At 60.0% G+C, this 25,042-nt stretch carries 21 protein-coding genes; 8 read left to right on the top strand and 13 right to left on the bottom strand.

Going from position 1 to position 25,042, the window contains the following annotated elements; translation table 11 throughout:
* Positions 1–67: 67 nt before the first annotated feature.
* From lpdA to sdhC, 7 genes are all read right to left on the bottom strand, one after another.
* The gene (lpdA, locus tag BMW74_RS08815; RefSeq protein WP_093416848.1) at positions 68–1,504 is read right to left on the bottom strand and encodes a dihydrolipoyl dehydrogenase; all 1,437 of its coding nucleotides are present in this window, start codon (positions 1,502–1,504) and stop codon (positions 68–70) included.
* A gap of 97 nt (positions 1,505–1,601) precedes the next feature.
* A complete protein-coding gene (gene odhB, locus BMW74_RS08820) occupies positions 1,602–2,819 on the bottom strand; it encodes a 2-oxoglutarate dehydrogenase complex dihydrolipoyllysine-residue succinyltransferase (protein WP_093416853.1) in 1,218 nt (405 codons plus the stop codon).
* 42 nt (positions 2,820–2,861) lie between these two features.
* Entirely contained in the window at positions 2,862–5,693 is a 2,832-nt protein-coding gene (locus BMW74_RS08825; RefSeq protein ID WP_093416858.1) for a 2-oxoglutarate dehydrogenase E1 component, read from the bottom strand.
* A 260-nt stretch (positions 5,694–5,953) separates the two neighbouring features.
* Positions 5,954–6,658 (bottom strand): succinate dehydrogenase iron-sulfur subunit, encoded by a 705-nt coding sequence (locus tag BMW74_RS08830; protein WP_093416861.1) that lies wholly within the window; start codon positions 6,656–6,658, stop codon positions 5,954–5,956.
* 11 nt (positions 6,659–6,669) lie between these two features.
* Positions 6,670–8,442, bottom strand: coding sequence for a succinate dehydrogenase flavoprotein subunit (gene sdhA, locus BMW74_RS08835; protein WP_093416864.1), 1,773 nt, complete (start codon positions 8,440–8,442; stop codon positions 6,670–6,672).
* 3 nt (positions 8,443–8,445) lie between these two features.
* Complete coding sequence (gene sdhD / locus BMW74_RS08840; RefSeq protein WP_093416867.1) at positions 8,446–8,814, bottom strand: succinate dehydrogenase, hydrophobic membrane anchor protein; 369 nt, start codon at positions 8,812–8,814, stop codon at positions 8,446–8,448.
* On the bottom strand, positions 8,808–9,194 hold the full coding sequence (gene sdhC / locus BMW74_RS08845; RefSeq protein WP_175479179.1) for a succinate dehydrogenase, cytochrome b556 subunit: 387 nt from the start codon (positions 9,192–9,194) through the stop codon (positions 8,808–8,810). Before sdhC ends, sdhD begins: the two co-directional genes overlap by 7 nt.
* Before the next feature lie 349 nt (positions 9,195–9,543).
* Between sdhC and gltA the strand changes: the two genes are divergently transcribed.
* Positions 9,544–10,833 carry a citrate synthase gene (gltA, locus tag BMW74_RS08850; protein WP_093416870.1) on the top strand — a complete coding sequence of 430 codons (1,290 nt, stop codon included), beginning with the start codon at positions 9,544–9,546 and terminating at the stop codon, positions 10,831–10,833.
* Positions 10,834–11,113: 280 nt separating this feature from the next.
* Here gltA and BMW74_RS08855 read toward each other — a convergent pair whose 3' ends face one another.
* The 3 genes from BMW74_RS08855 to BMW74_RS08865 all read right to left on the bottom strand — a co-directional run bounded on the left by BMW74_RS08855 (position 11,114) and on the right by BMW74_RS08865 (position 14,204).
* Positions 11,114–12,772, bottom strand: coding sequence for a cation acetate symporter (locus BMW74_RS08855; RefSeq protein WP_093416874.1), 1,659 nt, complete (start codon positions 12,770–12,772; stop codon positions 11,114–11,116).
* On the bottom strand, positions 12,769–13,080 hold the full coding sequence (locus BMW74_RS08860) for a DUF485 domain-containing protein (protein WP_093416878.1): 312 nt from the start codon (positions 13,078–13,080) through the stop codon (positions 12,769–12,771). Before BMW74_RS08860 ends, BMW74_RS08855 begins: the two co-directional genes overlap by 4 nt.
* A 275-nt stretch (positions 13,081–13,355) precedes the next feature.
* The gene (locus BMW74_RS08865) at positions 13,356–14,204 is read right to left on the bottom strand and encodes a glycine betaine ABC transporter substrate-binding protein (protein WP_093416881.1); all 849 of its coding nucleotides are present in this window, start codon (positions 14,202–14,204) and stop codon (positions 13,356–13,358) included.
* Between the two features lie 211 nt (positions 14,205–14,415).
* Here BMW74_RS08865 and BMW74_RS08870 point away from each other — a divergent pair, with 211 nt between their 5' ends.
* Positions 14,416–16,011: a glycoside hydrolase family 17 protein gene (locus BMW74_RS08870; RefSeq protein WP_093416886.1), complete on the top strand. Its 1,596-nt coding sequence runs from the start codon at positions 14,416–14,418 to the stop codon at positions 16,009–16,011.
* Positions 16,012–16,132: 121 nt separating this feature from the next.
* Here BMW74_RS08870 and BMW74_RS08875 read toward each other — a convergent pair whose 3' ends face one another.
* Complete coding sequence (locus tag BMW74_RS08875) at positions 16,133–16,501, bottom strand: hypothetical protein (protein ID WP_093416889.1); 369 nt, start codon at positions 16,499–16,501, stop codon at positions 16,133–16,135.
* A 253-nt stretch (positions 16,502–16,754) separates the two neighbouring features.
* Here BMW74_RS08875 and BMW74_RS08880 point away from each other — a divergent pair, with 253 nt between their 5' ends.
* The 3 genes from BMW74_RS08880 (at position 16,755) to BMW74_RS08890 (ending at position 19,685) form a co-directional block, all read left to right on the top strand.
* The gene (locus BMW74_RS08880; protein ID WP_093416893.1) at positions 16,755–18,053 is read left to right on the top strand and encodes a serine/threonine protein kinase; all 1,299 of its coding nucleotides are present in this window, start codon (positions 16,755–16,757) and stop codon (positions 18,051–18,053) included.
* On the top strand, positions 18,046–18,834 hold the full coding sequence (locus BMW74_RS08885; RefSeq protein ID WP_093416897.1) for an MlaA family lipoprotein: 789 nt from the start codon (positions 18,046–18,048) through the stop codon (positions 18,832–18,834). Before BMW74_RS08880 ends, BMW74_RS08885 begins: the two co-directional genes overlap by 8 nt.
* 245 nt (positions 18,835–19,079) lie before the next feature.
* The gene (locus tag BMW74_RS08890) at positions 19,080–19,685 is read left to right on the top strand and encodes a TetR/AcrR family transcriptional regulator (protein WP_093416901.1); all 606 of its coding nucleotides are present in this window, start codon (positions 19,080–19,082) and stop codon (positions 19,683–19,685) included.
* A 94-nt stretch (positions 19,686–19,779) separates the two neighbouring features.
* Here BMW74_RS08890 and BMW74_RS08895 read toward each other — a convergent pair whose 3' ends face one another.
* Together BMW74_RS08895 and BMW74_RS08900 are read right to left on the bottom strand one after the other, a co-directional pair.
* Entirely contained in the window at positions 19,780–20,238 is a 459-nt protein-coding gene (locus BMW74_RS08895; protein WP_093416906.1) for an REP-associated tyrosine transposase, read from the bottom strand.
* Between the two features lie 198 nt (positions 20,239–20,436).
* The gene (locus BMW74_RS08900) at positions 20,437–20,877 is read right to left on the bottom strand and encodes a GlcG/HbpS family heme-binding protein (protein ID WP_093416911.1); all 441 of its coding nucleotides are present in this window, start codon (positions 20,875–20,877) and stop codon (positions 20,437–20,439) included.
* 268 nt (positions 20,878–21,145) lie between these two features.
* Here BMW74_RS08900 and gcl point away from each other — a divergent pair, with 268 nt between their 5' ends.
* The 3 genes from gcl (at position 21,146) to BMW74_RS08925 (ending at position 24,893) form a co-directional block, all read left to right on the top strand.
* Positions 21,146–22,921 carry a glyoxylate carboligase gene (gcl, locus tag BMW74_RS08905; protein WP_093416916.1) on the top strand — a complete coding sequence of 592 codons (1,776 nt, stop codon included), beginning with the start codon at positions 21,146–21,148 and terminating at the stop codon, positions 22,919–22,921.
* A 138-nt stretch (positions 22,922–23,059) separates the two neighbouring features.
* On the top strand, positions 23,060–23,842 hold the full coding sequence (gene hyi / locus BMW74_RS08915; protein ID WP_093416925.1) for a hydroxypyruvate isomerase: 783 nt from the start codon (positions 23,060–23,062) through the stop codon (positions 23,840–23,842).
* A 157-nt stretch (positions 23,843–23,999) separates the two neighbouring features.
* Positions 24,000–24,893 (top strand): 2-hydroxy-3-oxopropionate reductase, encoded by an 894-nt coding sequence (locus BMW74_RS08925; protein ID WP_093416935.1) that lies wholly within the window; start codon positions 24,000–24,002, stop codon positions 24,891–24,893.
* The last annotated feature ends 149 nt before the right edge of the window (positions 24,894–25,042 follow it).

The following is a 25,042-nucleotide window of genomic DNA, read 5'->3' on the forward strand; positions in this document are numbered from 1 at the left end:
GACATTCCGCGGTGAGTCTTGCAGGCAAGGCTCACGACGGGCCACTCCGCCGTGGTTTCTTATTGTCTTAACGCTTCTTGCGGTTGGCGATGTGAATGGCGCCGCCATTCACTGCCAAAGCTGCTTCGTGCAAGGCTTCGGACAGGGTCGGATGGGAGAAAACCATCATGCCCAGGTCTTCAGCGCTGGTGCCGAACTCCATGCCGATCGCGCCCTGCTGAACCAATTCTGCTGCGCTCGGGCCAATCACGTGGACGCCCAGTACGCGGTCAGTCTTGGCATCGGCGATAACTTTGACGAAACCGCCGGTATCGTTGGCTGCCATGGCACGGCCACTGGCGGCGAACGGGAAGGTGCCAACGTTAACTTCAACGCCTTCAGCCTTCAAGGCCTGCTCGGTTTTACCGACCCATGCGATTTCCGGGTGAGTATAAATAACCGAAGGGATCAAGTCATAGTTCATCTGGGCTTTGTGGCCCTTGATGCGCTCGACGACCATGATGCCCTCTTCCGAGGCCTTGTGAGCCAGCATCATGCCGCGAACCACGTCGCCAATGGCGTAGACGCCCGGCACAGTGGTGGCGCAGTGATCGTCAACGTGCACGAAACCGCGCTCGTCGAGGGTCACGCCGCAATCGGCAGCCAGCAGATCAGTGGTCACCGGACGGCGACCAACGGCTACGATCAGCTTGTCAAAGGTGATGGTCTGTTCGCCTTTGGCATCGGTGTAGGTCACGACGACTTCTTCGCCATTGACCTTGGAACCGGTGACGCGAGCGCCCAGCTTGATGTCCAGACCCTGTTTGGTCAGGGTTTTCAGCGCTTCCTTGGAAACGGCAGCGTCGGCAGCCATCAAGAACGTGTCCAGGGCTTCCAGGACAGTCACTTGTGCGCCCAGACGGGACCAGACCGAACCCAGTTCCAGACCGATCACGCCAGCGCCGATCACGCCCAGGCGCTTTGGCACGGACTGGAATTCCAGGGCGCCCGTCGAATCGACGATCACGTTCTGGTCAACCGGAGCCGGTGGAATGTCGATTGGACGCGAACCAGGTGCCAGGATCACGTTCTCGGCTTCGATCACTTCTACCGAACCGTCAGGCTTGGTCACTTCGACTTTCTTGCCAGCCAGCAGCTTGCCGTGGCCCTGGATCGACGTCACGCCGTTGGCCTTGAACAGGGTCGCAACGCCAGAGGTCAGGCCTTTGACGATGTTGGCCTTGCGGCCGACCATTGCTGGCACGTCCATGGTCACGCCAGCGTGGTTGATACCGTGGATCGCGAAGCCGTCCTGGGCTTCGTGGAACTTCCAGGAGCTGTCCAGCAGCGCCTTGGATGGAATGCAGCCGACGTTCAGGCAAGTGCCGCCGAGGGCCAGCTTGCCCTCTTTGTCGGTGTATTTCTCGATGCAGGCGGTGGTGAGGCCCAGTTGGGCAGCCTTGATGGCAGCTACATAGCCGCCAGGGCCAGCACCGATCACTACTACGTCAAATTTCTGCGACATTCGAAAATTCCTCTTTAGCGAAAAGCTTCAAGCCGCACGCCCCAAGCCAAACTGCCAACCTCTGCAGTGTGTAGCCTGGGGCCTGCCGCTGCTTCTATCAGATATCCAGCAACAGACGAGCCGGGTCTTCCAGCAGGTTCTTGATGGTCACCAGGAAGGTCACAGCTTCTTTGCCATCGATCAAACGGTGATCGTAGGACAGAGCCAGGTACATCATCGGACGGATAACCACTTGACCGTTGATCGCCATCGGACGCTGCAGAATGTTGTGCATGCCCAGGATTGCTGCTTGTGGCGGGTTGACGATCGGGGTCGACATCATCGAGCCGAAGGTACCACCGTTGGTGATGGTGAACGTACCGCCGGTCATTTCGTCCATCGACAGCTTGCCGTCGCGAGCTTTCTTGCCGAAAGCAGCGATGCCGCCTTCGATTTCAGCCAGGCTCATCAGTTCGGCGTTACGCAGGACCGGTACTACCAGGCCACGGTCGCTGGATACCGCAACACCCACGTCAGCGTAGCCGTGGTAAACAATGTCGGCGCCGTCGATCGATGCGTTGACTGCCGGGAAGCGTTTCAGCGCTTCGGTGGCAGCCTTGACGAAGAACGACATGAAGCCCAGGCGTACGCCGTTGTGGGACTTCTCGAACAGGTCCTTGTACTTCGAACGCAGGGCCATGACTTCGGTCATGTCGACTTCGTTGAAGGTGGTCAGCATCGCCATGTTCGATTGTGCTTCTACCAGGCGCTTGGCCACGGTAGCGCGAACGCGGGTCATCGGAACACGCTTCTCGATACGGTCGCCGGCAGCGAACACCGGCGCAGCAGCGGCAGGTGCCGCGGCCTTGGCCGGCGCGGCAGCAGGAGCGGCTTTCTTGGCAGCCACGGCAGCAACCACGTCTTCCTTGGTCACACGACCGCCTTTGCCCGTACCGGCAACGGATGCGATGTTGATGCCGTTCTCTTCAGCCAGCTTGCGAGCAGCCGGTGCAGCCACAGGATCGTCTTCGCCAGCAGCAGCCGGAGCAGCCGCTTGTGCAGCGCCAGCAGGTGCAGCGGCAGGTGCGGCAGCAGCGCCGCCCGCTTCGATGGAGCCCAGGACTTCGTCGGACAGAACGGTGTCGCCTTCGTTCTTGACGATAGCGCCCAGGACGCCGTCGGCGGTCGCCAACACTTCCAGTACAACTTTATCGGTTTCGATGTCGACGATCAGGTCGTCGCGCTTGACCGCATCGCCCGGTTGCTTGTGCCAGGTGGCAACGGTGCCATCGGCAACCGATTCCGGGAAAGTGGGGGCTTTGATCTCGATAGCCATTGTCTGTGGTTCCTTAAATTCGGTTTCAGGTGCGCGAAGGCGTTAAACAGTAAAGGCGTCTTGCAGCAGTTTTGCCTGCTGCTCAGCGTGCATCGATGCATAACCACACGCAGGTGCAGCAGAAGCGTCACGGCCCGCGTACTCAAGTACGAGGGATTTGTCGTGACCGCTGATGATGCGGCGCATGTGGTGTTGGCTGCAGTACCACGCCCCCTGGTTCATCGGCTCTTCCTGACACCAAACGATGTGTTTGAGGTTGGAATAAGGCGCCAGGACTTCAATCAAGTCGTCCTCAGGGAATGGATACAGCTGCTCAAGACGCACGATGGCGATGTCGTCACGACCTTCGGCACGGCGTTTTTCCAGCAGGTCGTAGTAGACCTTGCCGCTGCACAGAACGACGCGGCCGACCTTTTTCGGGTCTTGGACGTCGATTTCCGGGATAACGGTCTGGAACGAACCTTCGGCCAGATCTTCCAGGGTCGAGATGGCCAGCTTGTGACGCAACAGCGACTTCGGCGTCAGCACGATCAACGGCTTGCGCAACGGGCGAATCACCTGGCGACGCAGCAAGTGGTAGATCTGCGCCGGTGTCGTCGGTACGGCTACCTGAATGTTGTGCTCGGCGCACAGTTGCAGGTAACGCTCCAGGCGAGCCGAGGAGTGCTCCGGGCCCTGACCTTCATAACCGTGTGGCAGCAACATGGTCAGACCGCACAGACGGCCCCACTTGTGCTCGCCGCTGGTGATGAACTGGTCGATAACCACCTGGGCACCGTTGGCGAAGTCGCCGAACTGGGCTTCCCAGATCACCAGCGCCTCAGGCGTGGTGGTCGAGTAACCGTATTCGAACGCCAGCACGGCTTCTTCGGACAGGAACGAATCGTACAGGTCGAAACGTGGCTGGCCCTGGTACAGGTGCTGCAACGGGATGTAGGTACCCGCGTCTTTCTGGTTGTGCAGCACAGCGTGGCGGTGCGAGAACGTACCGCGACCAATGTCCTGACCCGTCATGCGGATCGGGTGACCTTCGAACGCCAGGGTTGCGTATGCCATGGTTTCGGCATAACCCCAGTTGATCGGCAGGCCGCCGGCTTGCATTTTCTGACGGTCTTCGTAGATCTTCGCGACCTGACGCTGAACCACGAAGCCTTCCGGGATCTCCAGCAGCTTGGCAGACAGCTCTTGCAGGGTCTTGAGGTCGAACGTGGTGTCGTGACGCGCAGTCCAGGCGTGGCCCAGGTACGGACGCCAGTCCACGAACAACTCTTTGTTCGGCTCTTTGACCAGGCTCTTCACGACATGCAGGCCATTGTCCAACGCGTTGCGGTATTCATCGACTTTCGCCTGAACACGCTCTGCGTCGAGCACACCGCCCTGGGTCAGACGATCGGCATACAGTTCACGGGTGGTGCGCTGCTTGGTGATCTGCTGATACATGATCGGCTGGGTGCCGCTTGGTTCATCGGCCTCGTTGTGGCCACGGCGACGGTAGCAGACCAGGTCGATCACCACGTCACGCTTGTACTGCATGCGGTAGTCGATGGCCAACTGGGTCACGAACAACACGGCTTCCGGATCATCACCATTCACATGGAGGATCGGCGCCTGGATCATTTTCGCGACGTCGGTAGCGTACTCGGTGGAACGCGAGTCCAACGGGTTGCTGATGGTGAAACCAACCTGGTTGTTGATCACGATGTGCACGGTACCGCCGGTCTTGAAACCGCGGGTCTGCGACATCTGGAAGGTTTCCATGACCACGCCTTGACCGGCGAATGCCGCGTCACCGTGGATGGAGATCGGCAGAACCTTCTCACCAGTCGGGTCGTTACGACGATCCTGACGGGCGCGAACCGAACCCTCGACCACCGGAGAAACGATTTCCAGGTGGGACGGGTTGAAGGCCATGGCCAGGTGGACTTCACCACCGGCGGTCATGACGTTGGACGAGAAGCCCTGGTGGTATTTAACGTCACCGGAACCGAGCTCGACCTTCTTCTTGCCTTCGAACTCGTCGAACAGCTCGCGCGGGTTCTTGCCGAAGGTGTTGACCAGTACGTTCAGACGGCCACGGTGGGCCATGCCGATGACGATTTCCTTGGTGCCGTAGGAACCGGAACGCTGGATCAACTCGTCGAGCATCGGAATCAGGCTTTCGCCGCCTTCCAGACCGAAACGCTTGGTGCCCGGGTATTTGGTACCCAGGTATTTTTCCAGGCCTTCACCGGCAGTGACGCGCTCAAGCAAATGGCTCTTGATATCGGCGGAGTACACCGGACGACCGCGCACGCTTTCCAGACGCTGCTGGAACCACTGGCGCTGCTCGGAATCGGTGATGTGCGTAAATTCAGCGCCGATGGTGCGGCAATATGTCTGCTGCAACGCTTCGTGAATTTCGCGTAGGCTCGCTTCCTCTTTGCCGATGAACAGGTCGCCGGCACGGAAGATCGTATCAAGATCGGCATTGGTCAAGCCGTAATGATTGATCGACAGGTCTGCAGGTGCAGGACGCTGCCACAGCCCCAGCGGGTCAAGCTGGGCTGCCTGGTGGCCACGCATACGGTAGGCCTGGATCAGTCGCAGCACTTCAACTTGCTTCTTCTCGTGCTCACTGCTCACGCTACCGGCGGAAACCGGTTGGGCGCGGCGCTGGTTCTTTGCCAGCAGCACGAAATGATCGCGAATTGTCGAGTGCGAAACATCAATGGCAGAGTCGCCGTCTGTCGGCAACTTCTGAAAGTAGGTGCGCCACTCTTCTGGCACAGCGTTAGGGTCGTGCAGGTAGAGCTCGTAGAGCTCTTCCACATAGGCAGCGTTACTACCGGATAGGTAGGCGCTGTTCCACATGCGCTGCATCACGCTTTCTTGCATGCTTGGTCACCCTCGGTTAGGGGAACACCATCGACGAAGACACCGAGCAAACTTGCAGAAGTCCGAGTGCAACGACCAAAACAAGCCACTTAGGATCACGCTGATAGTCCGGGTACCAGCCCGGATGCCCCTGCTTGTCTCATTTCTTCAAAGTAAGAGCCGCAGCTTTATGAGCTGCAGCTCGGTGTAGCTACGACGCGGGTTGAAGCCCGCGCCTTAGCCTCTACGGGTACAGCGGTACAGCGTTTACAACAGCTGGATCACACGCCGCTCGAAAGCAACATGTTACGGATGTGACCAATGGCCTTAGTCGGGTTCAGGCCTTTGGGACATACGTTGACGCAGTTCATGATCCCCCGGCAGCGGAATACGCTGAACGGGTCATCCAGGGACGCCAGACGCTCGGACGTCTTGGTGTCACGGCTGTCTGCCAGGAAGCGATACGCTTGCAGCAGGGCAGCAGGACCCAGGAACTTGTCCGGGTTCCACCAGAAGGACGGGCAGGAAGTCGAGCAGCAAGCGCACAGGATGCACTCGTACAGACCGTCCAGCTTTTCACGCTCTTCAGGGGACTGCAGACGCTCGATGGCCGGAGCCGGGGTGTCGTTCTGCAGGTAAGGCTTCACCTTCTCGTATTGCTTGTAGAAGATGCTCATATCGACAACCAGGTCACGGATAACCGGCAAACCTGGCAGAGGACGAACCACCAACTTGTTACCTTTCACGACGGCAGACAGCGGCGTGACGCACGCCAGGCCGTTTTTGCCGTTGATGTTCATGCCGTCGGAACCGCATACACCTTCACGGCAAGAGCGACGATAGGAGAAACCTTCGTCCTGCTCTTTGATCAGGGCCAGTACGTCCAGCACCATCAGGTCTTTACCACCGGTATCGACCGAGAATTCCTGCATGAACGGCGCGGCGTCCTGATCAGGGTTGTAACGATAAACACTGACTTTCAACATGGCAGCCACCCTTAATAAGTCCGAATCTTAGGTTCAAAAGTCGGAACAGTCTTCGGCGAGAAGTTCACGGCACGCTTGGTGACGCGCTTGTCACCCGGGAAGTACAGGGTGTGGCACAGCCAGTTTTCGTCGTCACGATCTTCGAAGTCTTCACGGGCGTGAGCGCCGCGGGACTCTTTACGCACTTCAGCCGCGATGGCGGTGGCTTCGGCCACTTCCAGCAGGTTCTGCAGTTCCAGTGCTTCGATACGCGCGGTGTTGAACGCCTGCGACTTATCGTTGATCTTGACGTTGGCGATACGTACGCGCAGGTCTGCCAACTGGGCAATACCCTTCTGCATGTATTCACCAGTACGGAACACACCGAAGTAGTTCTGCATGCAGTTTTGCAGCTCGCGACGCAGGGTTGCCACGTCTTCGCCGTCGGTACGCTCGTTCAGGGCGGACAAACGCGACAGCGCTGCCGTGATGTCGGCATCAGTTGCGTCGTCGTACTCGATACCGTCAGTCAGCGCTTTTTCCAGGTGCAGGCCAGCAGCACGACCGAATACCACCAGGTCGAGCAACGAGTTACCGCCCAGGCGGTTGGCACCGTGAACCGATACGCACGCCACTTCACCCACGGCAAACAGACCTGGGATGATCGCGTCTACGCCATCGGCACCCTGAGTGATCGCCTGGCCATGAATGTTGGTGGCAACGCCGCCCATCATATAGTGGCAGGTTGGAACAACCGGGACTGGAGCAACAACCGGGTCAACGTGTGCAAACGTCTTCGACAGCTCGCAGATGCCTGGCAGGCGGCTGTGCAGCACTTCCTCACCCAGGTGGTCGAGCTTGAGCATTACGTGGTCGCCGTTCGGACCGCAACCGTTGCCAGCGATGATTTCTTTAACCATCGAACGGGCAACCACGTCACGACCGGCAAGGTCCTTGGCGTTCGGAGCATAACGCTCCATGAAACGCTCGCCGTGCTTGTTGATCAGGTAGCCGCCTTCACCACGGCAACCCTCGGTCACCAGGACGCCGGCGCCGGCGATGCCGGTTGGGTGGAACTGCCACATTTCGATGTCTTGCACCGGAACGCCAGCACGCAGGGCCATGCCAACGCCGTCACCGGTGTTGATCAGGGCATTGGTGGTGGACGCATAGATACGACCAGCACCGCCGGTTGCCAGCACGGTGGCCTTGGCACGGATGTAGCTGGTTTCGCCGGTTTCGATGCAGATCGCGATCACACCGACAAACTCGCCTTCGCCGTTCTTCACCAGATCGACTGCGTAGTACTCGTTCAGGAACACGGTACCGGCTTTCAGGTTGCCCTGATAAAGGGTGTGCAGCAGGGCGTGACCGGTACGGTCGGAAGCGGCGCAGGTACGCGCGGCCTGGCCGCCTTTACCGTAGTCCTTGGACTGGCCGCCGAACGGACGCTGATAGATACGACCTTGCTCGGTACGCGAGAACGGCATGCCCATGTGGTCCAGCTCGTAAACGGCAGCCGGGCCTTCCTGACACATGTATTCGATAGCGTCCTGGTCACCGATATAGTCGGAACCCTTGACGGTATCGTACATGTGCCAGCGCCAATCATCGTTCGGATCAGCAGACGCGATGGCGCAGGTGATGCCGCCTTGAGCGGATACCGTGTGCGAGCGGGTCGGGAAAACCTTGGTGATCACGGCAGTCTTGTGACCGCCCTGCGCCAGCTGCAGCGCAGCGCGCATGCCGGCGCCGCCGCCACCAATGATGATGGCGTCGAAAGAAATCGTTGGAATGTTAGCCATGAATCAGATACCCCAGAGAATCTGTACGCCCCAGACGAAGTAAGCGAACATCGCGACGCCGCATACTGCCTGGAAAAGGAAACGCACTGCAGTCGCGGACTTGCCCAGCGCCATTGGCGTCAGGTAGTCGGTCGCGATGGTCCACATGCCGACCCAGGCGTGAGCGCCCAGGGCAACGAGGGCCAGCAGACTGAAGATACGCATCCCGTTGTGGGAGAACAGTTCATGCCATTGGGCGTAGCCGAGGCCTGGGTTGGCCACGACGTATCCAATCAGGAATATGAAATAAGCCGCGAGAACGACCGCAGACACGCGCTGTGCCATCCAGTCATAGAGGCCCGAACGCGACAGGTTCGTGACGTTAGTTACCATATCCAAACTCCTGCCAGCACGATCACCACCACGGAAACGGCGATAACGATTTTCGAGCCCAGCTTGCCGCCTTCCAGCGTCTCACCGATGCCCATGTCCATGATCAGATGGCGCACACCGGCGACCAAGTGATACAGCAAAGCGGACAGGATGCCCCAAATCACTAGCTTGGCTAGCGGACTGGTCAGACACGCTTTCACCTGGTCGAAACCCTCTTGCGAATCCAGCGACTTGTCCAATGCATAAAGCATGATGGCCAGGCTGACGAAGAGAATGACGCCGGAGATTCGGTGAAGAATCGACGTGTATGCAGTGACTGGGAGTTTGATGGTCCTTAGGTCTAGGTTTACAGGTCGTTGGCTTTTCACGGCTTTTTTCACACTGAAGAGCCCCTAACAATCAGGGCAAAGTTGTTGGGGAGTGCACTGGTCAGGTAACCACCACCCAGGGATGCGACCCCCATTAAATCAGGCCCAAAAGCCCCTGGCGGTCGGAGGCCGAGTATAGACAGTTAGGCTACTAATGACAACGCAAACACCTTCCCCTAATAGCTGATTGCGCAAGCGAGATAAAAGGCGTAAATGGCAGGCAATTTCGAGGAAAAAGTCCGCTTAAAGCCTTCTGGGGCAAGACTTTAGGCAAATTGACATTCGAATTTATCTCACTATAGTGGTGCGGGCCCTGCGTGGGGGGTCTGTCTGATGATTTCAAGCATAAATAGGAGGCCACATGGCTGACAAAAAAGCGCAGTTGATCATCGAGGGCGCAGCCCCCGTCGAGCTGCCCATTTTAACCGGCACCGTTGGTCCCGATGTTATCGACGTTCGAGGCCTGACGGCCACGGGCCGCTTCACCTTTGACCCGGGCTTCATGTCGACCGCCTCTTGCGAGTCGAAGATCACCTACATCGACGGCGATAACGGCATCCTGCTGCATCGCGGCTATCCGATCGAGCAACTGGCCGACAAGTCGGACTACCTGGAAACCTGCTACCTGCTGCTCAACGGCGAACTGCCGACGGCAGAGCAAAAGGCCCAGTTCGTCAGCACGGTCAAGAACCACACCATGGTTCACGAGCAGTTGAAGACCTTCTTCAACGGCTTCCGTCGCGACGCCCACCCAATGGCCGTCATGTGCGGTGTAGTCGGCGCCCTTTCGGCCTTCTACCACGACTCCCTGGACATCAATAACCCGCAGCATCGCGAAATCTCCGCGATCCGCCTGGTTGCCAAGATGCCGACCCTGGCAGCGATGGTTTACAAGTACTCCATGGGGCAACCCATGATGTACCCGCGCAACGACCTGTCGTACGCGGAAAACTTCCTGCACATGATGTTCAACACCCCGTGCGAGATCAAACCGATCAGCCCGGTACTCGCCAAGGCCATGGACAAGATCTTCATCCTCCATGCCGACCACGAGCAGAACGCTTCGACCTCCACCGTGCGCCTGGCGGGCTCTTCGGGTGCCAACCCGTTCGCCTGTATCGCTGCGGGCATCGCTGCACTGTGGGGCCCTGCCCACGGCGGCGCCAACGAAGCCGTATTGACCATGCTCGACGAAATTGGCGATGTCTCGAACATCGACACCTTCATCGCCAAGGCCAAGGACAAGAACGATCCGTTCAAACTGATGGGCTTCGGTCACCGCGTGTACAAAAACCGTGACCCACGCGCCACCGTGATGAAGCAGACCTGCGACGAAGTGCTCAAGGAACTGGGCATCAAGCACGACAAGCAACTCGAACTGGCCATGCGCCTGGAAGAGATCGCGCTGACCGACCCGTACTTCATCGAACGCTCGCTGTACCCGAACGTCGACTTCTACTCGGGGATCATCCTCAAGGCGATCGGCATTCCAACCAGCATGTTCACCGTGATCTTCGCCCTGGCGCGGACCGTGGGCTGGATCTCCCACTGGAAAGAAATGCTTTCCAGCCCGTACAAGATTGGCCGTCCGCGCCAGCTGTACACCGGCTACGAGTCGCGTGACATCACCCGACTTGAAGACCGCAAGTAAGACCTGTCTTGCGATAACGTTTTAAGTTGGACCGAAAACGGCCTCTATCTATATAGAGGCCGTTTTTGTTTGTGTGCCCTCTCAAGTATTGCGGCGCCAGCACTATCGCCTTCGCGAGCAGGCTCGCTCCCACAAACGACGTGCATCGATCTGTGGGAGCGAGCCTGCTCGCGAAGGCACGAACCCCGGCAACACACCTGCCCCCCCAAACAAAAAATGCCCCGGTCTCTCGACCGGGGCATTCAGTGTCAGTGCAGCTTATCTATAAAGCGTTGGAGCCTTAGTGCGAAACCGCCCCACTCGCCCCAAGCCCCGTCTGCGAACGCACGAACTGCGGGAAGAACAGCGCCCGCTCCTTAACTGCCGCAGGTGACTTGTCGGTGATCGAGAAGAACCAGATACCGGCAAACGCGATGATCATCGAGAACAGTGCCGGGTATTCGTACGGGAAGATCGCCTTCTCGTGACCCAGGATCTGTACCCAGATGGTCGGACCCAGCACCATCAGGCCCACCGCGCTGATCAACCCCAGCCAGCCGCCAATCATGGCGCCACGGGTGGTCAGCTTCTTCCAGTACATGGAGAGCAGCAGTACCGGGAAGTTGCAGCTGGCAGCAATGGAGAACGCCAGGCCGACCATGAACGCGATGTTCTGGCTTTCGAACAGAATCCCCAGACCAATCGCCAGTACCGCCAAGGCAATGGTGGTGATCTTCGACACACGGATCTCGTCTTTTTCGTTGGCCTTGCCTTTCTTGATCACACTCGCGTACAGGTCGTGCGACACCGCCGAGGCACCCGCCAGGGTCAGGCCGGCCACCACCGCCAGGATAGTCGCGAACGCTACTGCCGAGATGAAGCCCAGGAAGATACTGCCACCCACCGCGTCAGCCAGGTGCACCGCCGCCATGTTGTTGCCGCCCAGCAGGGCGCCCGCCGCATCCTTGAAGTCCGGATTGGTGCTGACCAACAGGATCGCGCCAAAACCGATGATAAAGGTCAGGATGTAGAAGTAGCCGATGAAGCCCGTTGCGTACAGAACGCTCTTGCGTGCTTCCTTGGCGTCACTCACGGTGAAGAAGCGCATCAGGATATGCGGCAGGCCCGCTGTACCGAACATCAGTGCCAGGCCAAGGGAGAATGCCGAGATCGGATCCTTCACCAGGCCGCCGGGGCTCATGATCGCTTCACCTTTAGGGTGAACCTTGATCGCCTCGGAGAACAGCATATTGAAGTCGAAGTTGACGTGCTTCATCACCATCAGCGCCATGAACGAGGCACCGGACAGCAGCAGCACCGCCTTGATGATCTGCACCCAGGTGGTCGCCAGCATGCCGCCGAACAACACGTACATGCACATCAGGATACCGACCAGAATCACCGCGACATGGTAGTCCAGGCCGAACAGCAGCTGGATCAGCTTGCCGGCACCGACCATTTGCGCGATCAGGTAGAACGCCACCACCACCAGCGAACCGCAGGCAGACAAGGTGCGGATCTGGGTTTGCCCGAGGCGATAGGACGCCACGTCGGCAAAGGTGTACTTGCCCAGGTTACGCAGGCGCTCGGCGATCAGGAACAGGATGATCGGCCAGCCCACCAGGAAGCCGATCGAGTAGATCAGGCCATCGTAGCCGGAGGTGAACACCAGCGCGGAGATCCCCAGGAAGGACGCTGCCGACATGTAGTCGCCGGCAATGGCCAGGCCGTTCTGGAACCCGGTGATCTTGCCGCCTGCCGCATAGTAGTCGGCAGCCGAGTTGTTACGCTTCGAGGCCCAGTAGGTGATGCACAGTGTCGCGCCGACAAAGACCACGAACATCAGGATCGCCGCGATGTTGAGCGGTTGTTTGTGCACTTCGCCCGTCAGTGCTTCGGCTGCCCAGACAGCCGGAGCGAAGGCGGCGATGCCTAACGCTGCTAGTAGACGCCGGATCATTGCTGAGCCTCCTTGAGAATCGCATTGTTCAGGTCGTCGAACTCGCCGTTGGCGCGTCGCACGTAGATAGCGGTCAGGACAAAGGCCGACAGAATCAGCCCGACCCCGATCGGGATGCCCCAGGTAATCGATGACTCAGGGCTGATCTTCGCCCCCAGCACATGCGGCCCGTAGGCAATCAGCAGAATGAATCCGGAATACAGCCCAAGCATGATCGCCGAGAGTATCCAGGCGAACTTTTCCCTTTTACGAACCAGCTCCTTGAAGCGCGGGCTGTTTTGAATAGAGAGGTAAATGCTGTCGTTCATTGTTTTTATCCTCGCAGCACAGATTATTGTTGGAACGGTATCCACTCTGCATGCGGCTGGAGGAGAGGTTCTAGACGACCTTAGTAGTAGAACGACCTGTCCATTTCGCCAACCTTGAACCGTGCGCTGAATAAATGTGGGAGCGAGCCCGCTCGTGAAGACGGCGCGTCAGTCAACATGGATGTCGATTGATCCACCGCCTTCGCGAGCAGGCTCGCTCCCACAAGGAACAGCAAACGCCCTAAAGGCGTACCGGCTAGACGCCTGCGCTCACATCACTTGAGCCATTCAGCGACCCGCTCCGGGTGCTTGGCCACCCAATCCTTGGCGGCGGCATCAGGCTTGGCACCGTCCTGGATCGCCAGCATCACCTCGCCGATTTCATCCTTGGAGGTCCACTGGAAGTTGTGCAAGAACTTGGCAACGTCCGGCGCCTTCTTCGCCAGGCCCAGGCTGCCGATGCTGTTGACGGTCTCGGCGGCGCCGTACACGCCTTTTGGATCGTCGAGGAAGCGCAGCTTCCACTTGGCGAACATCCAATGTGGCACCCAACCGGTTACCGCAATGGACTCCTTCTTATCTTCGGCACGGGTCAGCTCGGCAATCATCGCCGCGCCGGAACTGGCTTGCAGTTTGTAGTCCAGGCCGTAGTCCTTGATCGCCTGGTCGGTCTTGAGCATCACGCCTGAACCGGCGTCGATGCCGACGATTTTGTTCTTGAAGCTGGTGTCGCTCTTCAGGTCGGCGATGGAGATGGCCTTGACGTACTCCGGCACGATCAAGCCGATCTTGGCGTCTTTGAAGTTGGGGCCGTAGTCGACCACCTTGTCCTTGTTCTTGGCCCAGTACTCGCCATGGGTCACCGGCAGCCAGGCCGAGAGCATGGCGTCGAGTTTGCCGGTGGCCACGCCCTGCCACATGATCCCGGTGGCCACTGCCTGCAGCTTCACGTCATAACCGAGCTTCTGCTTGATCACTTCTGCGGCCACGTGGGTCGTCGCCACGCTGTCGGACCAACCGTCGACATAGCCGATGCTCAAGGTTTTACTGTCGGCAAAGGCCGGTGTAGAGCCGATCGCCAGTACCAGGGCGGTACCGGCGCCTAAGAGTCGTCGCATCTTCATCGTTACGTCCCCGAAAGTGCTGCGCCCGACGGATGCCGGGCGGCGTCAACGTAGTGCTATGGTGCGCTGCGCCCCCATCACGCCTCACCGCAAACTCGTTCGAACATCAGCGGAGTACTGATGAATCGATCATCAGCCCCATGGACACCACGACCTGCTCTGTCTGCGACCTCAAGGCAGCGGGAAACGACATCACCCAGCCACTTGCCAAATGCAGGTAAGATGCGCGGCTTTGCTCCCAGACGGTCTGACCATGCCCGCCACCTCACGCTCGCCTTTTTTTGCTTACCTGTTTGCCTGCCTGCTTGGCGTGTTTGCCCTATGCGGTTACTGGTACGGCCTCGGTCAACCGGTCGTGCTGCCGGAGGTCGTCAGCGCCACGCACAAATTGCAATGCGCCTCCTACACCCCGTTCGACAAGGACCAATCCCCGTTCGACCAGCCGTTCAAGCTGCGCCCCGAGCGCATGGACGCCGACCTCGCCCTGCTGGCGACGCGCTTTGAGTGCATCCGCACGTACTCGGTGACCGGCCTTGAAGCCCTGCCCGCCCTGGCGCGCAAACATGGCCTGAAGCTGATGATCGGCGCCTGGGTCAGCAGCGATCCGGTGGCCACCGCCAAGGAAGTCGAACAACTGATCGTCGAAGCCAACGCCAACCCGGACGTGGTCAGCGCGGTCATCGTCGGCAACGAAGCGCTGCTGCGCAAGGAAGTCACCAGCACCCAACTGGTCAAGCTGATCAATCAGGTCAAGAGCCAGGTCAAGCAGCCGGTGACCTATGCCGACGTCTGGGAGTTCTGGCAAAAGCACCCGGAGATCGCGCCTGCCGTTGACTTCGTGACCATCCACTTGCTGCCTTACTGGGGTGATTACCCTTGGGACGTCAACGTGTCCCTGTCACAACTGGCGGCGGTGCACGACTCGTTCAAAGGCATGTTCGCCCCCAAAGATATATTCATCGGCGAAACCGGCTGGCCCAGCGAAGGCCGACAACGACGAAGCGCCGTGCCGAGCCGGGTCAACGAAGCCACGTTCATTCGTGGGTTCGTGGCCATGGCCGAGCAACAAGGCTGGCATTACAACCTGATCGAAGCCTTCGACCAACCCTGGAAACGTGTCAGCGAAGGCGCTGTCGGCGGTTACTGGGGACTGTTCGACGCCGACCGCCAGGACAAAGGCGTGCTGGCCGGCCCCGTGAGCAATGTGCCGCTCTGGCCACAATGGCTGGCCGTGGGTGGCCTGATCTTGTTCGCCACTTTGCTGCTGGGCGGTCGCGTGCGCACGACCCGCGCCGCCCTGGTGCTGCCGCTGCTGGGCGCTGTGGCGGCGTGCTCGATCGGCACCTTTGGCCAATTGACGCATGCAACCAGTCGCTCCGCAGATGAATGGATCTGGGCCGGTGCGCTGATCGCCCTGAACCTGCTGGTCCTGGCCCACGGCGCACTAGCCCTGAGCGCCAGGATCGGCTGGCGTGCACGCGCCTTCGCAGCCCTGGAGCGGCGCGCCGGCTGGCTGCTGACCGCGGCAGGGTTTGCCGGTGCGGTGATGATGCTGGGGCTGGTGTTCGAACCGCGCTATCGCAGCTTCCCCAGTGCCGCGCTGCTGCTGCCGGCGTTGGTCTACCTGCTACGCCCAGTCAACGCGCCACGCCGGGAAATCGCCCTACTGACGCTGATCATCGGCGCCGGCATCGCCCCGCAGCTGTACCACGAAGGCCTGCTCAACCAGCAAGCCTGGGGCTGGGCGCTGGTCAGTGGGTTGATGGTTGCCGCGCTGTGGCGCAGCTTGCGGGTGCGTAAGGGCTGATCTTCAGCCCCCTGAAGGCCCCATCGCGAGCAGGCTCGCTCCCACAGATTTTCGTGACACACCGGTGCGGTGTTCACTGTAGATCCGCTGTGGGAGCGAGCCTGCTCGCGAAAGCAATCAATCAGGCAGAACGACGCGCCCGAACCAACCGCAACCCCGCCAACACCACCGCAAACACCGCCAAGGATGCGTTGTACAACGCCAACGCCGGCAGGCCAAACGCCAACGCCAGCACTGCCAGCCACCCACCAGCGCGCCCCGGCACGACAAAGCCCAGCACCGCCGCCACCAACGCCGCCCAGCCCAGTACCTTGAAGTGAATCATCAAGCCCAGGTTCGAACGTACCTGGCATTCCCAGCGACTGGCTGCATCGACGCAAATGCCAACCCAGCGAGCATCCTCCATAAAGCCATAACGTGCGCCATAACTGGCGGCCAGCCACAGCGGCAGGATGATAAGCAGCAAAATCACGGGAAAACGGCGGGACATGAGGGACTCCGATAGGCAAAAGCGGCGCCCAGCTTAATCCGACCGCAAGCGGACGCAAGGGCGATCAACAGATAAATACTCATCGCTGAGCGCCAACGTGTATCGTCCAGCTACTATTCGCTACTATTCGCTACTATTAGCCACTGTTCGCCACTACTGAGCCTGTTTGGTGCCGACGCATGGCACTAAGGCGCCACCCCCGTGGTCTTAGCCTGCGAACCTCATTAGGCACCATCCTCTAAGGGATTTAGTCATGCTCCGTTCCTTGCGCTTCGCTGCCCTTGTCGGCGGCCTTATTTTGAGTGCGTCCGCACTGGCGGCCGATGTCGATGCCGCCAGCTATGGCTACCCGCTTACCAATCCATTTGAAGCGACCATCGCCACCACGCCGCCGGACCTACGGCCAGAACTGCCCGCCGATGAAGACATCACACAATCGGACCACAGCCTGAACCTGCGCCCCGAGCGCGAATGGCAGTTGCCGGACAACTTCTGGGCCGTGAAGCAGCTCACCTATCGCATCGCCACCCAGGATCACGCGGCGCCACTGATGTTCCTGATCGCCGGCACCGGCGCGCGCTATGACAGCACCCTCAACGAATACCTGAAGCGGCTCTACTACAAGGCCGGCTACCACGTGGTGCAACTGTCCTCGCCCACCAGCTTCGACTTCATCGCCGCGGCTTCGCGCTTTGCCACGCCAGGGGTGTCCAAGGAAGACGCCGAGGACCTGTACCGTGTGATGCAAGCGGTGCGAGCACAAAACCCGAAACTACCGGTCACCGACTTCTACCTCACCGGCTACAGCCTCGGTGCCCTGGACGCCGCGTTCGTCGCCCACCTGGACGAAACCCGGCGCAGCTTCAACTTCAAAAAAGTCCTGCTGCTCAACCCGCCGGTCAACCTCTACACCTCGATCAGCAACCTCGACAAGATGGTGCAGACTGAGGTCAAGGGCATCAACAACACCACCACCTTCTATGAACTGGTGCTGAGCAAGCTGACCCATTACTTCCAACAGAAGGGTTACATCGACCTCAACGATGCCCTGCTCTACGACTTCCAGCAGTCCAAGGAGCACCTGTCCAACGAACAGATGGCCATGCTGATTGGCACCTCGTTCCGCTTCTCGGCAGCCGATATCGCCTTCACCTCCGACCTGATCAACCGCCGCGGCCTGATCACCCCGCCCAAATACCCGATCACCGAGAGCACCAGCCTCACGCCGTTCTTCAAGCGTGCGCTGCAATGCGACTTCGACTGCTACCTCACCGAGCAGGTGATTCCGATGTGGCGTGCGCGCACCGACGGCGGCAGCCTGTTGCAACTGATCGATCAGGTCAGCCTCTATGCGCTCAAGGACTACCTGCGCGCCAGCCCGAAAATCGCCGTCATGCACAACGCCGACGACGTCATCCTGGGCCCCGGCGACCTGGGCTTCCTGCGCACCACGTTTGGCGACCGCTTGACGGTCTACCCTCATGGCGGCCATTGCGGCAACCTCAACTACCGCGTCAATGCTGACGCCATGCTGGAGTTCTTCCGTGGCTAAACAACTTCTGCTGATCGCCGCGCTGCTCTGCACAGGCGTGGCACAGGCCGACAACAGCAAGGCCTACACGCCAACCGTGGTCGACCCGGATGGCTTCACCGAGCCGCTGAGCAAACTCAAGTTCAACCCGGGCCTGGACCAGCGTGAGTTCGAGCGCTCGACCTTGAGCGCCCTGAACGTCTATGACCCGATGGAGTCGTGGAACCGTCGGGTGTACCACTTCAACTACCGCTTCGATCAGTGGGTGGCGCTGCCCGTGGTCGATGGCTACCGCTACGTCACGCCGAGCTTCCTGCGTACCGGTGTCAGCAACTTCTTCAACAACCTGGGCGACGTCGGCAACCTGGTGAACAGCCTGCTGCAATTCAAGGGCCATCGCTCAATGGAAGTCACCGGACGCCTGCTGCTCAACACCACGCTGGGCGTCGGCGGCCTGTGGGACCCGGCCACGGCCATGGGCCTGCCGCGCCAGAGCGAAGACTTCGGCCAGACCCTGGGCTTCTACGGCGTGCCGGACGGCGCCTACTTTGTGCTGCCACTGCTCGGGCCCTCGAACATCCGCGATACCGCAGGCTTGGCGGTGGACTACACCGCAGAGTCGGCGATCAACTTCCTGAACGTCTCGAAAGTCAGCGAAAACCACCCGGAAATCTGGGTCCTGCGCGCGGTCGACACCCGCTACCAGACCCACTTGCGCTACGGCCAGATGAACTCACCGTTCGAGTACGAAAAGGTGCGCTACGTCTACACCGAGGCGCGCAAGCTACAGATCGCCGAGTAACCCCGGCACACACAAAACCTGTGGGAGCGAGCCTGCTCGCGAAAGCGGTGTGACCATCAACGTTGAGGTTGAATGGGCTGCCGTCTTCGCGAGCAGGCTCGCTCCCACAGTGGTTTTGGGGCGTGTCAGTGAGTGCTCGGGCCGCCGCCTGTCCGGCACCAGGTCGCCGCCGGCATTCTTGAGCGCCGCGCGAGCCCGGTGCTACCATGCGACACCGCCAGCATCGGCAAGGAACACCTGGGTTTATGAGCACCATCCGCGAGCGTAATAAAGCACTGATCCTGCGTGCCGCCAGTGAGGAGTTTGCCGACAAAGGTTTTGCGGCGACCAAAACCAGCGACATCGCGGCCAAGGCCGGGTTGCCCAAGCCCAATGTCTACTACTACTTCAAATCCAAGGAAAACCTCTACCGCGAGGTCCTGCAAAGCATCATCGAGCCGATCCTGGCGGCCTCGACGCCGTTCAACGCCGACGGCGTGCCCAGCGAGGTGCTCAGCCGCTACATTCGCTCCAAGATCTGCATCTCCCGCGACCTGCCCTTTGCGTCCAAGGTGTTCGCCAGCGAAATCATGCACGGCGCCCCACACCTGAGCGCCGACCTGGTGGAACGGCTCAACAGCCAGGCCAAGCACAACATCGATTGCATCCAGACCTGGATCGACCGCGGCCAGATCGCCCCCATCGACCCCAACCACCTGATGTTCAGCATCTGGGCCGCGACCCAGACCTACGCCGACTTCGACTGGCAAATCTCCGCCATCACCGGCAAGGCCAAGCTGGACGACAGCGACTACGAAGCCGCGACCCAGACCATCATTCGGTTGGTGCTCAAGGGGTGTGCGCCGGACTGATAGGCCGTAGGCGAATGCATACAGAGTTTCTTCAGCACCGCAAATCCCCTGTGGGAGCGGGCTTGCTCGCGAACGGGACGACTCGGCGCCACTGTCAAACCCAAATCGCATCCCACAACGGATAATCACCCAGCTTCTCAACCAGGCCAGCCCGCAAGGGGTTGGCTACGACATACCGGGCAAGCTTTACCAAGTCCTCCTCCTGCCTCAATGCATGATCATGGAAGCTCTGCTGCCACAGACTGCCTGTCCTGCCCATCGCTACATTAACTGCTCGAGTGCTTAAGGATTTGGTCTGACACATCAATTGACCCAATGAACCTCTGTTCAATTGAATCAACCAATGAAAATGATCAGGCATAACAACAAAGGCTAAGGACTCGACAAACCCATCATTTTGGGCCTGCCTGAATTGACTCACCACTAGCCTGCCCAGTGCGTAATCCACAAAAACAGTCTCCCGCCCAAGCGTGTTGGCGGTCAGTAGATAGATGCGGTTTCGCTCCGAACAACGACCAATGCGTAGGCGGTGTGAAGCTGATAATTCGGGCATTCCGTTGCCCCCTCATGCAAAAGCTCATGGGAAGGCTAGCTCAACAAACCTGATACTGAGAGGCAGACTCTAGCTGGATATGTCTGGAGGATTGCCTTCGCGAGCAAGCCCGCTCCCACAGGGGGCTAGTGGCATTCACACGACATGTGTCCGCCATGCCTCTCCTGCTCGCGAAGGCGCTAGCTCAATTGCCGCCAATCAAGCCACCACCCCCGCATCCGCGCGCAACCCCTGCGCCTCGATCGCGCTGATGGCGCACTGCTCGTCGATGTCCGAGGTGTCGCCGCTGATGCCGATGGCCCCCAGCACGGCGCCACGCTGATCGCGAATCAACACCCCGCCCGGCGCCGGCACGACGCTGCCGTGCCCCAGGCTGTTCAGCGCGGCGATAAACGCGGGGCGCTGTTGGGCGTCCAGGGCCAGTAGCCGCGAGCCTTTACCCAGGGCAATCGCGCCCCAGGCTTTGCCGATGGCGATGTCGGGGCGCAGCAGGCTGGCGCCGTCTTCGCGCTGCAGGCTGAGCAAATGCCCGCCGGCATCCAGTACCGCGATGGTCAACGGTGCCGCGCTGATCGCGCGCCCCGCACTGATGGCCTGGTTGGTCAGGCTGACTGCGACTTTCAAGGTTAAAGCGCTCATGGGTGCCGTCCTTATCTTGTTATGGGAAAGCCGGTTTGGACTCTATGTGCCGCGAATCCAGATGCAGCAAATAGAACACAATATGTTATTTTTTTGTATACAGTAGTTATCGAAAAACGCCACATGCGACGAAACGACACAGTGTTTGCAGGCACTCGTCAAATGAAACAGGCGCTTGAGAAAATGGATTGACCTGCGTCGCCCGCCGTGAATACACTCCGCTCAAAGCAACTTGTATACAATTACAAATATTACGAGGCACAAAACAATGAGCAAAATGAGATCAATCGAAGCCGCCGTTCTGGTGATGCGTCGTGAAGGCGTGGATACCGCCTTTGGCATTCCAGGCGCCGCCATCAACCCGCTGTACTCCGCCCTGCAAAAGGTCGGCGGCATCGATCACGTCCTCGCTCGCCACGTGGAAGGCGCCTCGCACATGGCCGAGGGCTACACCCGCACCAAGGCCGGCAACATCGGCGTGTGCATCGGCACCTCGGGCCCGGCCGGTACCGACATGGTCACCGGGCTCTACAGCGCCTCGGCCGACTCGATCCCGATCCTGTGCATCACCGGGCAAGCGCCGCGGGCGCGCATGCACAAGGAAGACTTCCAGGCCGTCGACATCACCGCTATCGTCAAGCCCGTGACCAAGTGGGCAACCACCGTCATGGAGCCGGGCCAGGTGCCGTACGCCTTCCAGAAAGCCTTTTATGAAATGCGCTCCGGCCGCCCAGGCCCGGTGCTGATCGACCTGCCGTTCGACGTGCAGATGGCGGAAATCGAATTCGACATCGACGCCTACCAGCCGCTGCCACTGGCCAAGCCAAGCGCGACCCGGCTCCAGGTAGAAAAAGCCCTGGCCATGCTGGATAAGGCCGAGCGCCCGTTGCTGGTGGCCGGCGGCGGCATCATCAACGCCGACGCCAGCGAGCTGCTGGTGGAGTTTGCCGAACTGACCGGCATCCCAGTCATTCCGACCCTGATGGGCTGGGGCACGATCCCCGACGATCACCCGCTGATGGTTGGCATGGTCGGCCTGCAAACTTCGCACCGCTACGGCAACGCGACGATGCTCAAGTCTGACCTGGTGCTGGGCGTGGGTAACCGCTGGGCCAATCGTCACACCGGCTCGATCGATGTGTACACCGAAGGCCGCACGTTCATTCACGTCGACATCGAGCCCACCCAGATCGGCCGCGTGTTCACCCCGGACCTGGGCATCGTGTCCGATGCCGCTGCCGCGCTGACGGTGTTCATCGAAGTGGCCCGCGAATGGCAGGCCGCCGGCAAGCTGAAGAATCGCAGCGCCTGGCTGCAAGACTGCCAGCAGCGCAAGGCCAGCCTGCAACGCAAGACCCACTTCGACCACGTGCCGGTCAAGCCGCAGCGCGTGTACGAAGAGATGAACCAGGTGTTCGGCAAGGACACCTGCTACGTCAGCACCATCGGTCTGTCGCAGATTGCCGGCGCGCAGTTCCTGCACGTCTACAAGCCACGGCACTGGATCAACTGCGGCCAGGCCGGCCCATTGGGCTGGACCATTCCGGCGGCACTGGGGGTGGTCAAGGCTGACCCGACCCGCAAGGTTGTGGCACTCTCGGGCGACTACGACTTCCAGTTCATGATCGAGGAGTTGGCGGTGGGCGCGCAGTTCAAGCTGCCGTACATTCACGTCGTGGTGAACAACTCTTACCTGGGCCTGATCCGTCAGGCACAGCGGGGGTTCGACATGGACTACTGCGTGCAGTTGTCCTTCGACAACCTCAACGCGCCGGAACTCAACGGCTACGGGGTTGACCACGTGGCGGTTGCCGAGGGCCTGGGGTGCAAGGCGCTGCGCGTGTTCGAGCCGGGCGAGATCCAGCCGGCGCTGCGCAAGGCCCAGGCGTTGATCGAGGAGTTCAAGGTTCCGGTGATTGTCGAGATTATCCTGGAGCGCGTGACCAACATTTCCATGGGCACCGAGATCAACGCGGTCAACGAGTTCGAAGACCTGGCGCTGGTCGGTAACGACGCACCGACTGCGATTTCGATGCTCGATTGACGATTGATCGTTTCTCCTGGTGGGAGCGGGCTTGCTCGCGAAGGCGGTGCTTCAGTCGACACGGATGCTGAATGTCGGACCGCTTTCGCGAGCAAGCCCGCTCCCACAGGGGACCCAACACATTTACGGGAGACCACCATGCCGCGTTTCGCAGCCAACCTGTCCATGCTGTTTACCGAGCAGGACTTTCTTGCCCGCTTCGAAGCCGCCGCCAAGGCGGGCTTCAGTGGCGTCGAATACTTGTTCCCTTACGACTTCAACAGCGCCGAGATCAAGGCGTTGCTGGATGCCAACGGCCTGACCCAAGTGCTGTTCAACCTGCCGGCCGGTGACTGGGCCAAGGGTGAACGCGGGATCGCCTGCCACCCGGATCGCATGAAGGAATTCCGCGCTGGCGTCGACCTGGCCATCGTCTACGCCCAAGTGCTGGGCAACACCCAGGTCAACTGCCTGGCCGGCATTCGCCCTGAAGGGCTGGACGATGCCACCGTGGAAAAAACCTTCGTCGACAACCTCAAGTACGCCGCCGACAAGCTGCAGGCGAACGGTATCAAGCTGGTGATGGAAGCCATCAACACCCGCGACATTCCGGGTTTCTACCTGAACAACACCGCCCAGGCCCTGGCTATCCGCGAGCACGTGGGCAGCGCCAACCTGTTCCTGCAGTACGACATCTATCACATGCAAATCATGGAAGGCGACCTGGCCCGCACCATGGCCACGTACCTGGACGAGATCCACCACATCCAATTGGCGGACAACCCCGGGCGCAATGAGCCGGGCACCGGCGAGATCAACTACCGCTTCCTGTTCGAACACCTGGACCGCATCGGTTACCAGGGCTGGGTCGGCTGCGAATACAAACCGCTGACCACCACCGAAGCGGGCCTGGGCTGGTTGAAAACCCATAACGCGATTTGACATAGATCCCCCTTGTGGGAGCGGGCTTGCTCGCGAAGGCGGCGTGTCAGTCGACACAGATGCTGAATGCCATACCGCTTTCGCGAGCAAGCCCGCTCCCACAAAGAGCAGCCCTTATTCGTTTCGTTTGAAGCAATAAAAACAAGAGGATTTTCTCATGGCTAAAATCGGATTCATCGGCACCGGCATCATGGGTCACCCCATGGCAGCGAACCTGCAAAAGGCCGGTCATCAACTGTTCCTGTCCCAGCACCACGACAAAGCCCCGGCCGACCTGGTCGCCGCAGGCGCTGTCGCGCTGGCCAACCCCAAGGAAGTGGCCCAGGAAGCCGAGTTCATCATCGTCATGGTGCCAGATACCCCGCAGGTCGATGACGTGCTGTTCCGTGCCGACGGCATTGCGGCGGGCGTGGGCAAAGGCAAGGTGGTGATCGACATGAGTTCGATCTCGCCGACCGCTACCAAGGCCTTCGCCGCGAAGATCAACGCCAAGGGCGCGCAGTACCTCGACGCCCCGGTTTCCGGCGGTGAAGTCGGGGCCAAGGCCGCGACCCTGAGCATCATGATCGGTGGCGACGCCGATGCCTTCGAACGCGCCCTGCCGCTGTTCCAGGCCATGGGCAAGAACATCACCCTGGTCGGTGGCAACGGCGACGGCCAGACCGCCAAGGTGGCGAACCAGATCATCGTCGCGCTGAACATCCAGGCGGTGGCCGAAGCGTTGCTGTTCGCCTCGAAGAACGGCGCCGACCCGGCCAAGGTCCGGGAAGCGCTGATGGGCGGCTTCGCGTCGTCGAAGATCCTCGAAGTCCACGGTGAGCGCATGATCAAGGGCACCTTTGACCCAGGCTTCCGCATCAGCCTGCACCAGAAGGACCTGAACCTGGCCCTGCAAGGCGCCAAGGAGCTGAACATCAACCTGCCCAACACCGCCAACACCCAGCAAGTGTTCAGCACCTGCGCGGCCATCGGCGGCAGCAATTGGGATCACTCGGCACTGATCAAGGGCCTGGAGCACATGGCCAACTTCTCGATTCGCGAGAAGAAGTAAGCCCAGCCCTATCACCATGTGGGAGCGGGCTTGCTCGCGAAAGCGCTAGGTCAGTCAACATCTGTGTTGAATCTGAAGCCGCATTCGCGAGCAAGCCCGCTCCCACACTGGGCCGAGTTGCCCTTCAAACAACAAGAACTTCCGGGAGT

Origin of the sequence: Pseudomonas sp. ok272 (assembly GCF_900109995.1) — a bacterium.
In the GTDB taxonomy this organism is placed as follows: Bacteria; Pseudomonadota; Gammaproteobacteria; order Pseudomonadales; family Pseudomonadaceae; genus Aquipseudomonas.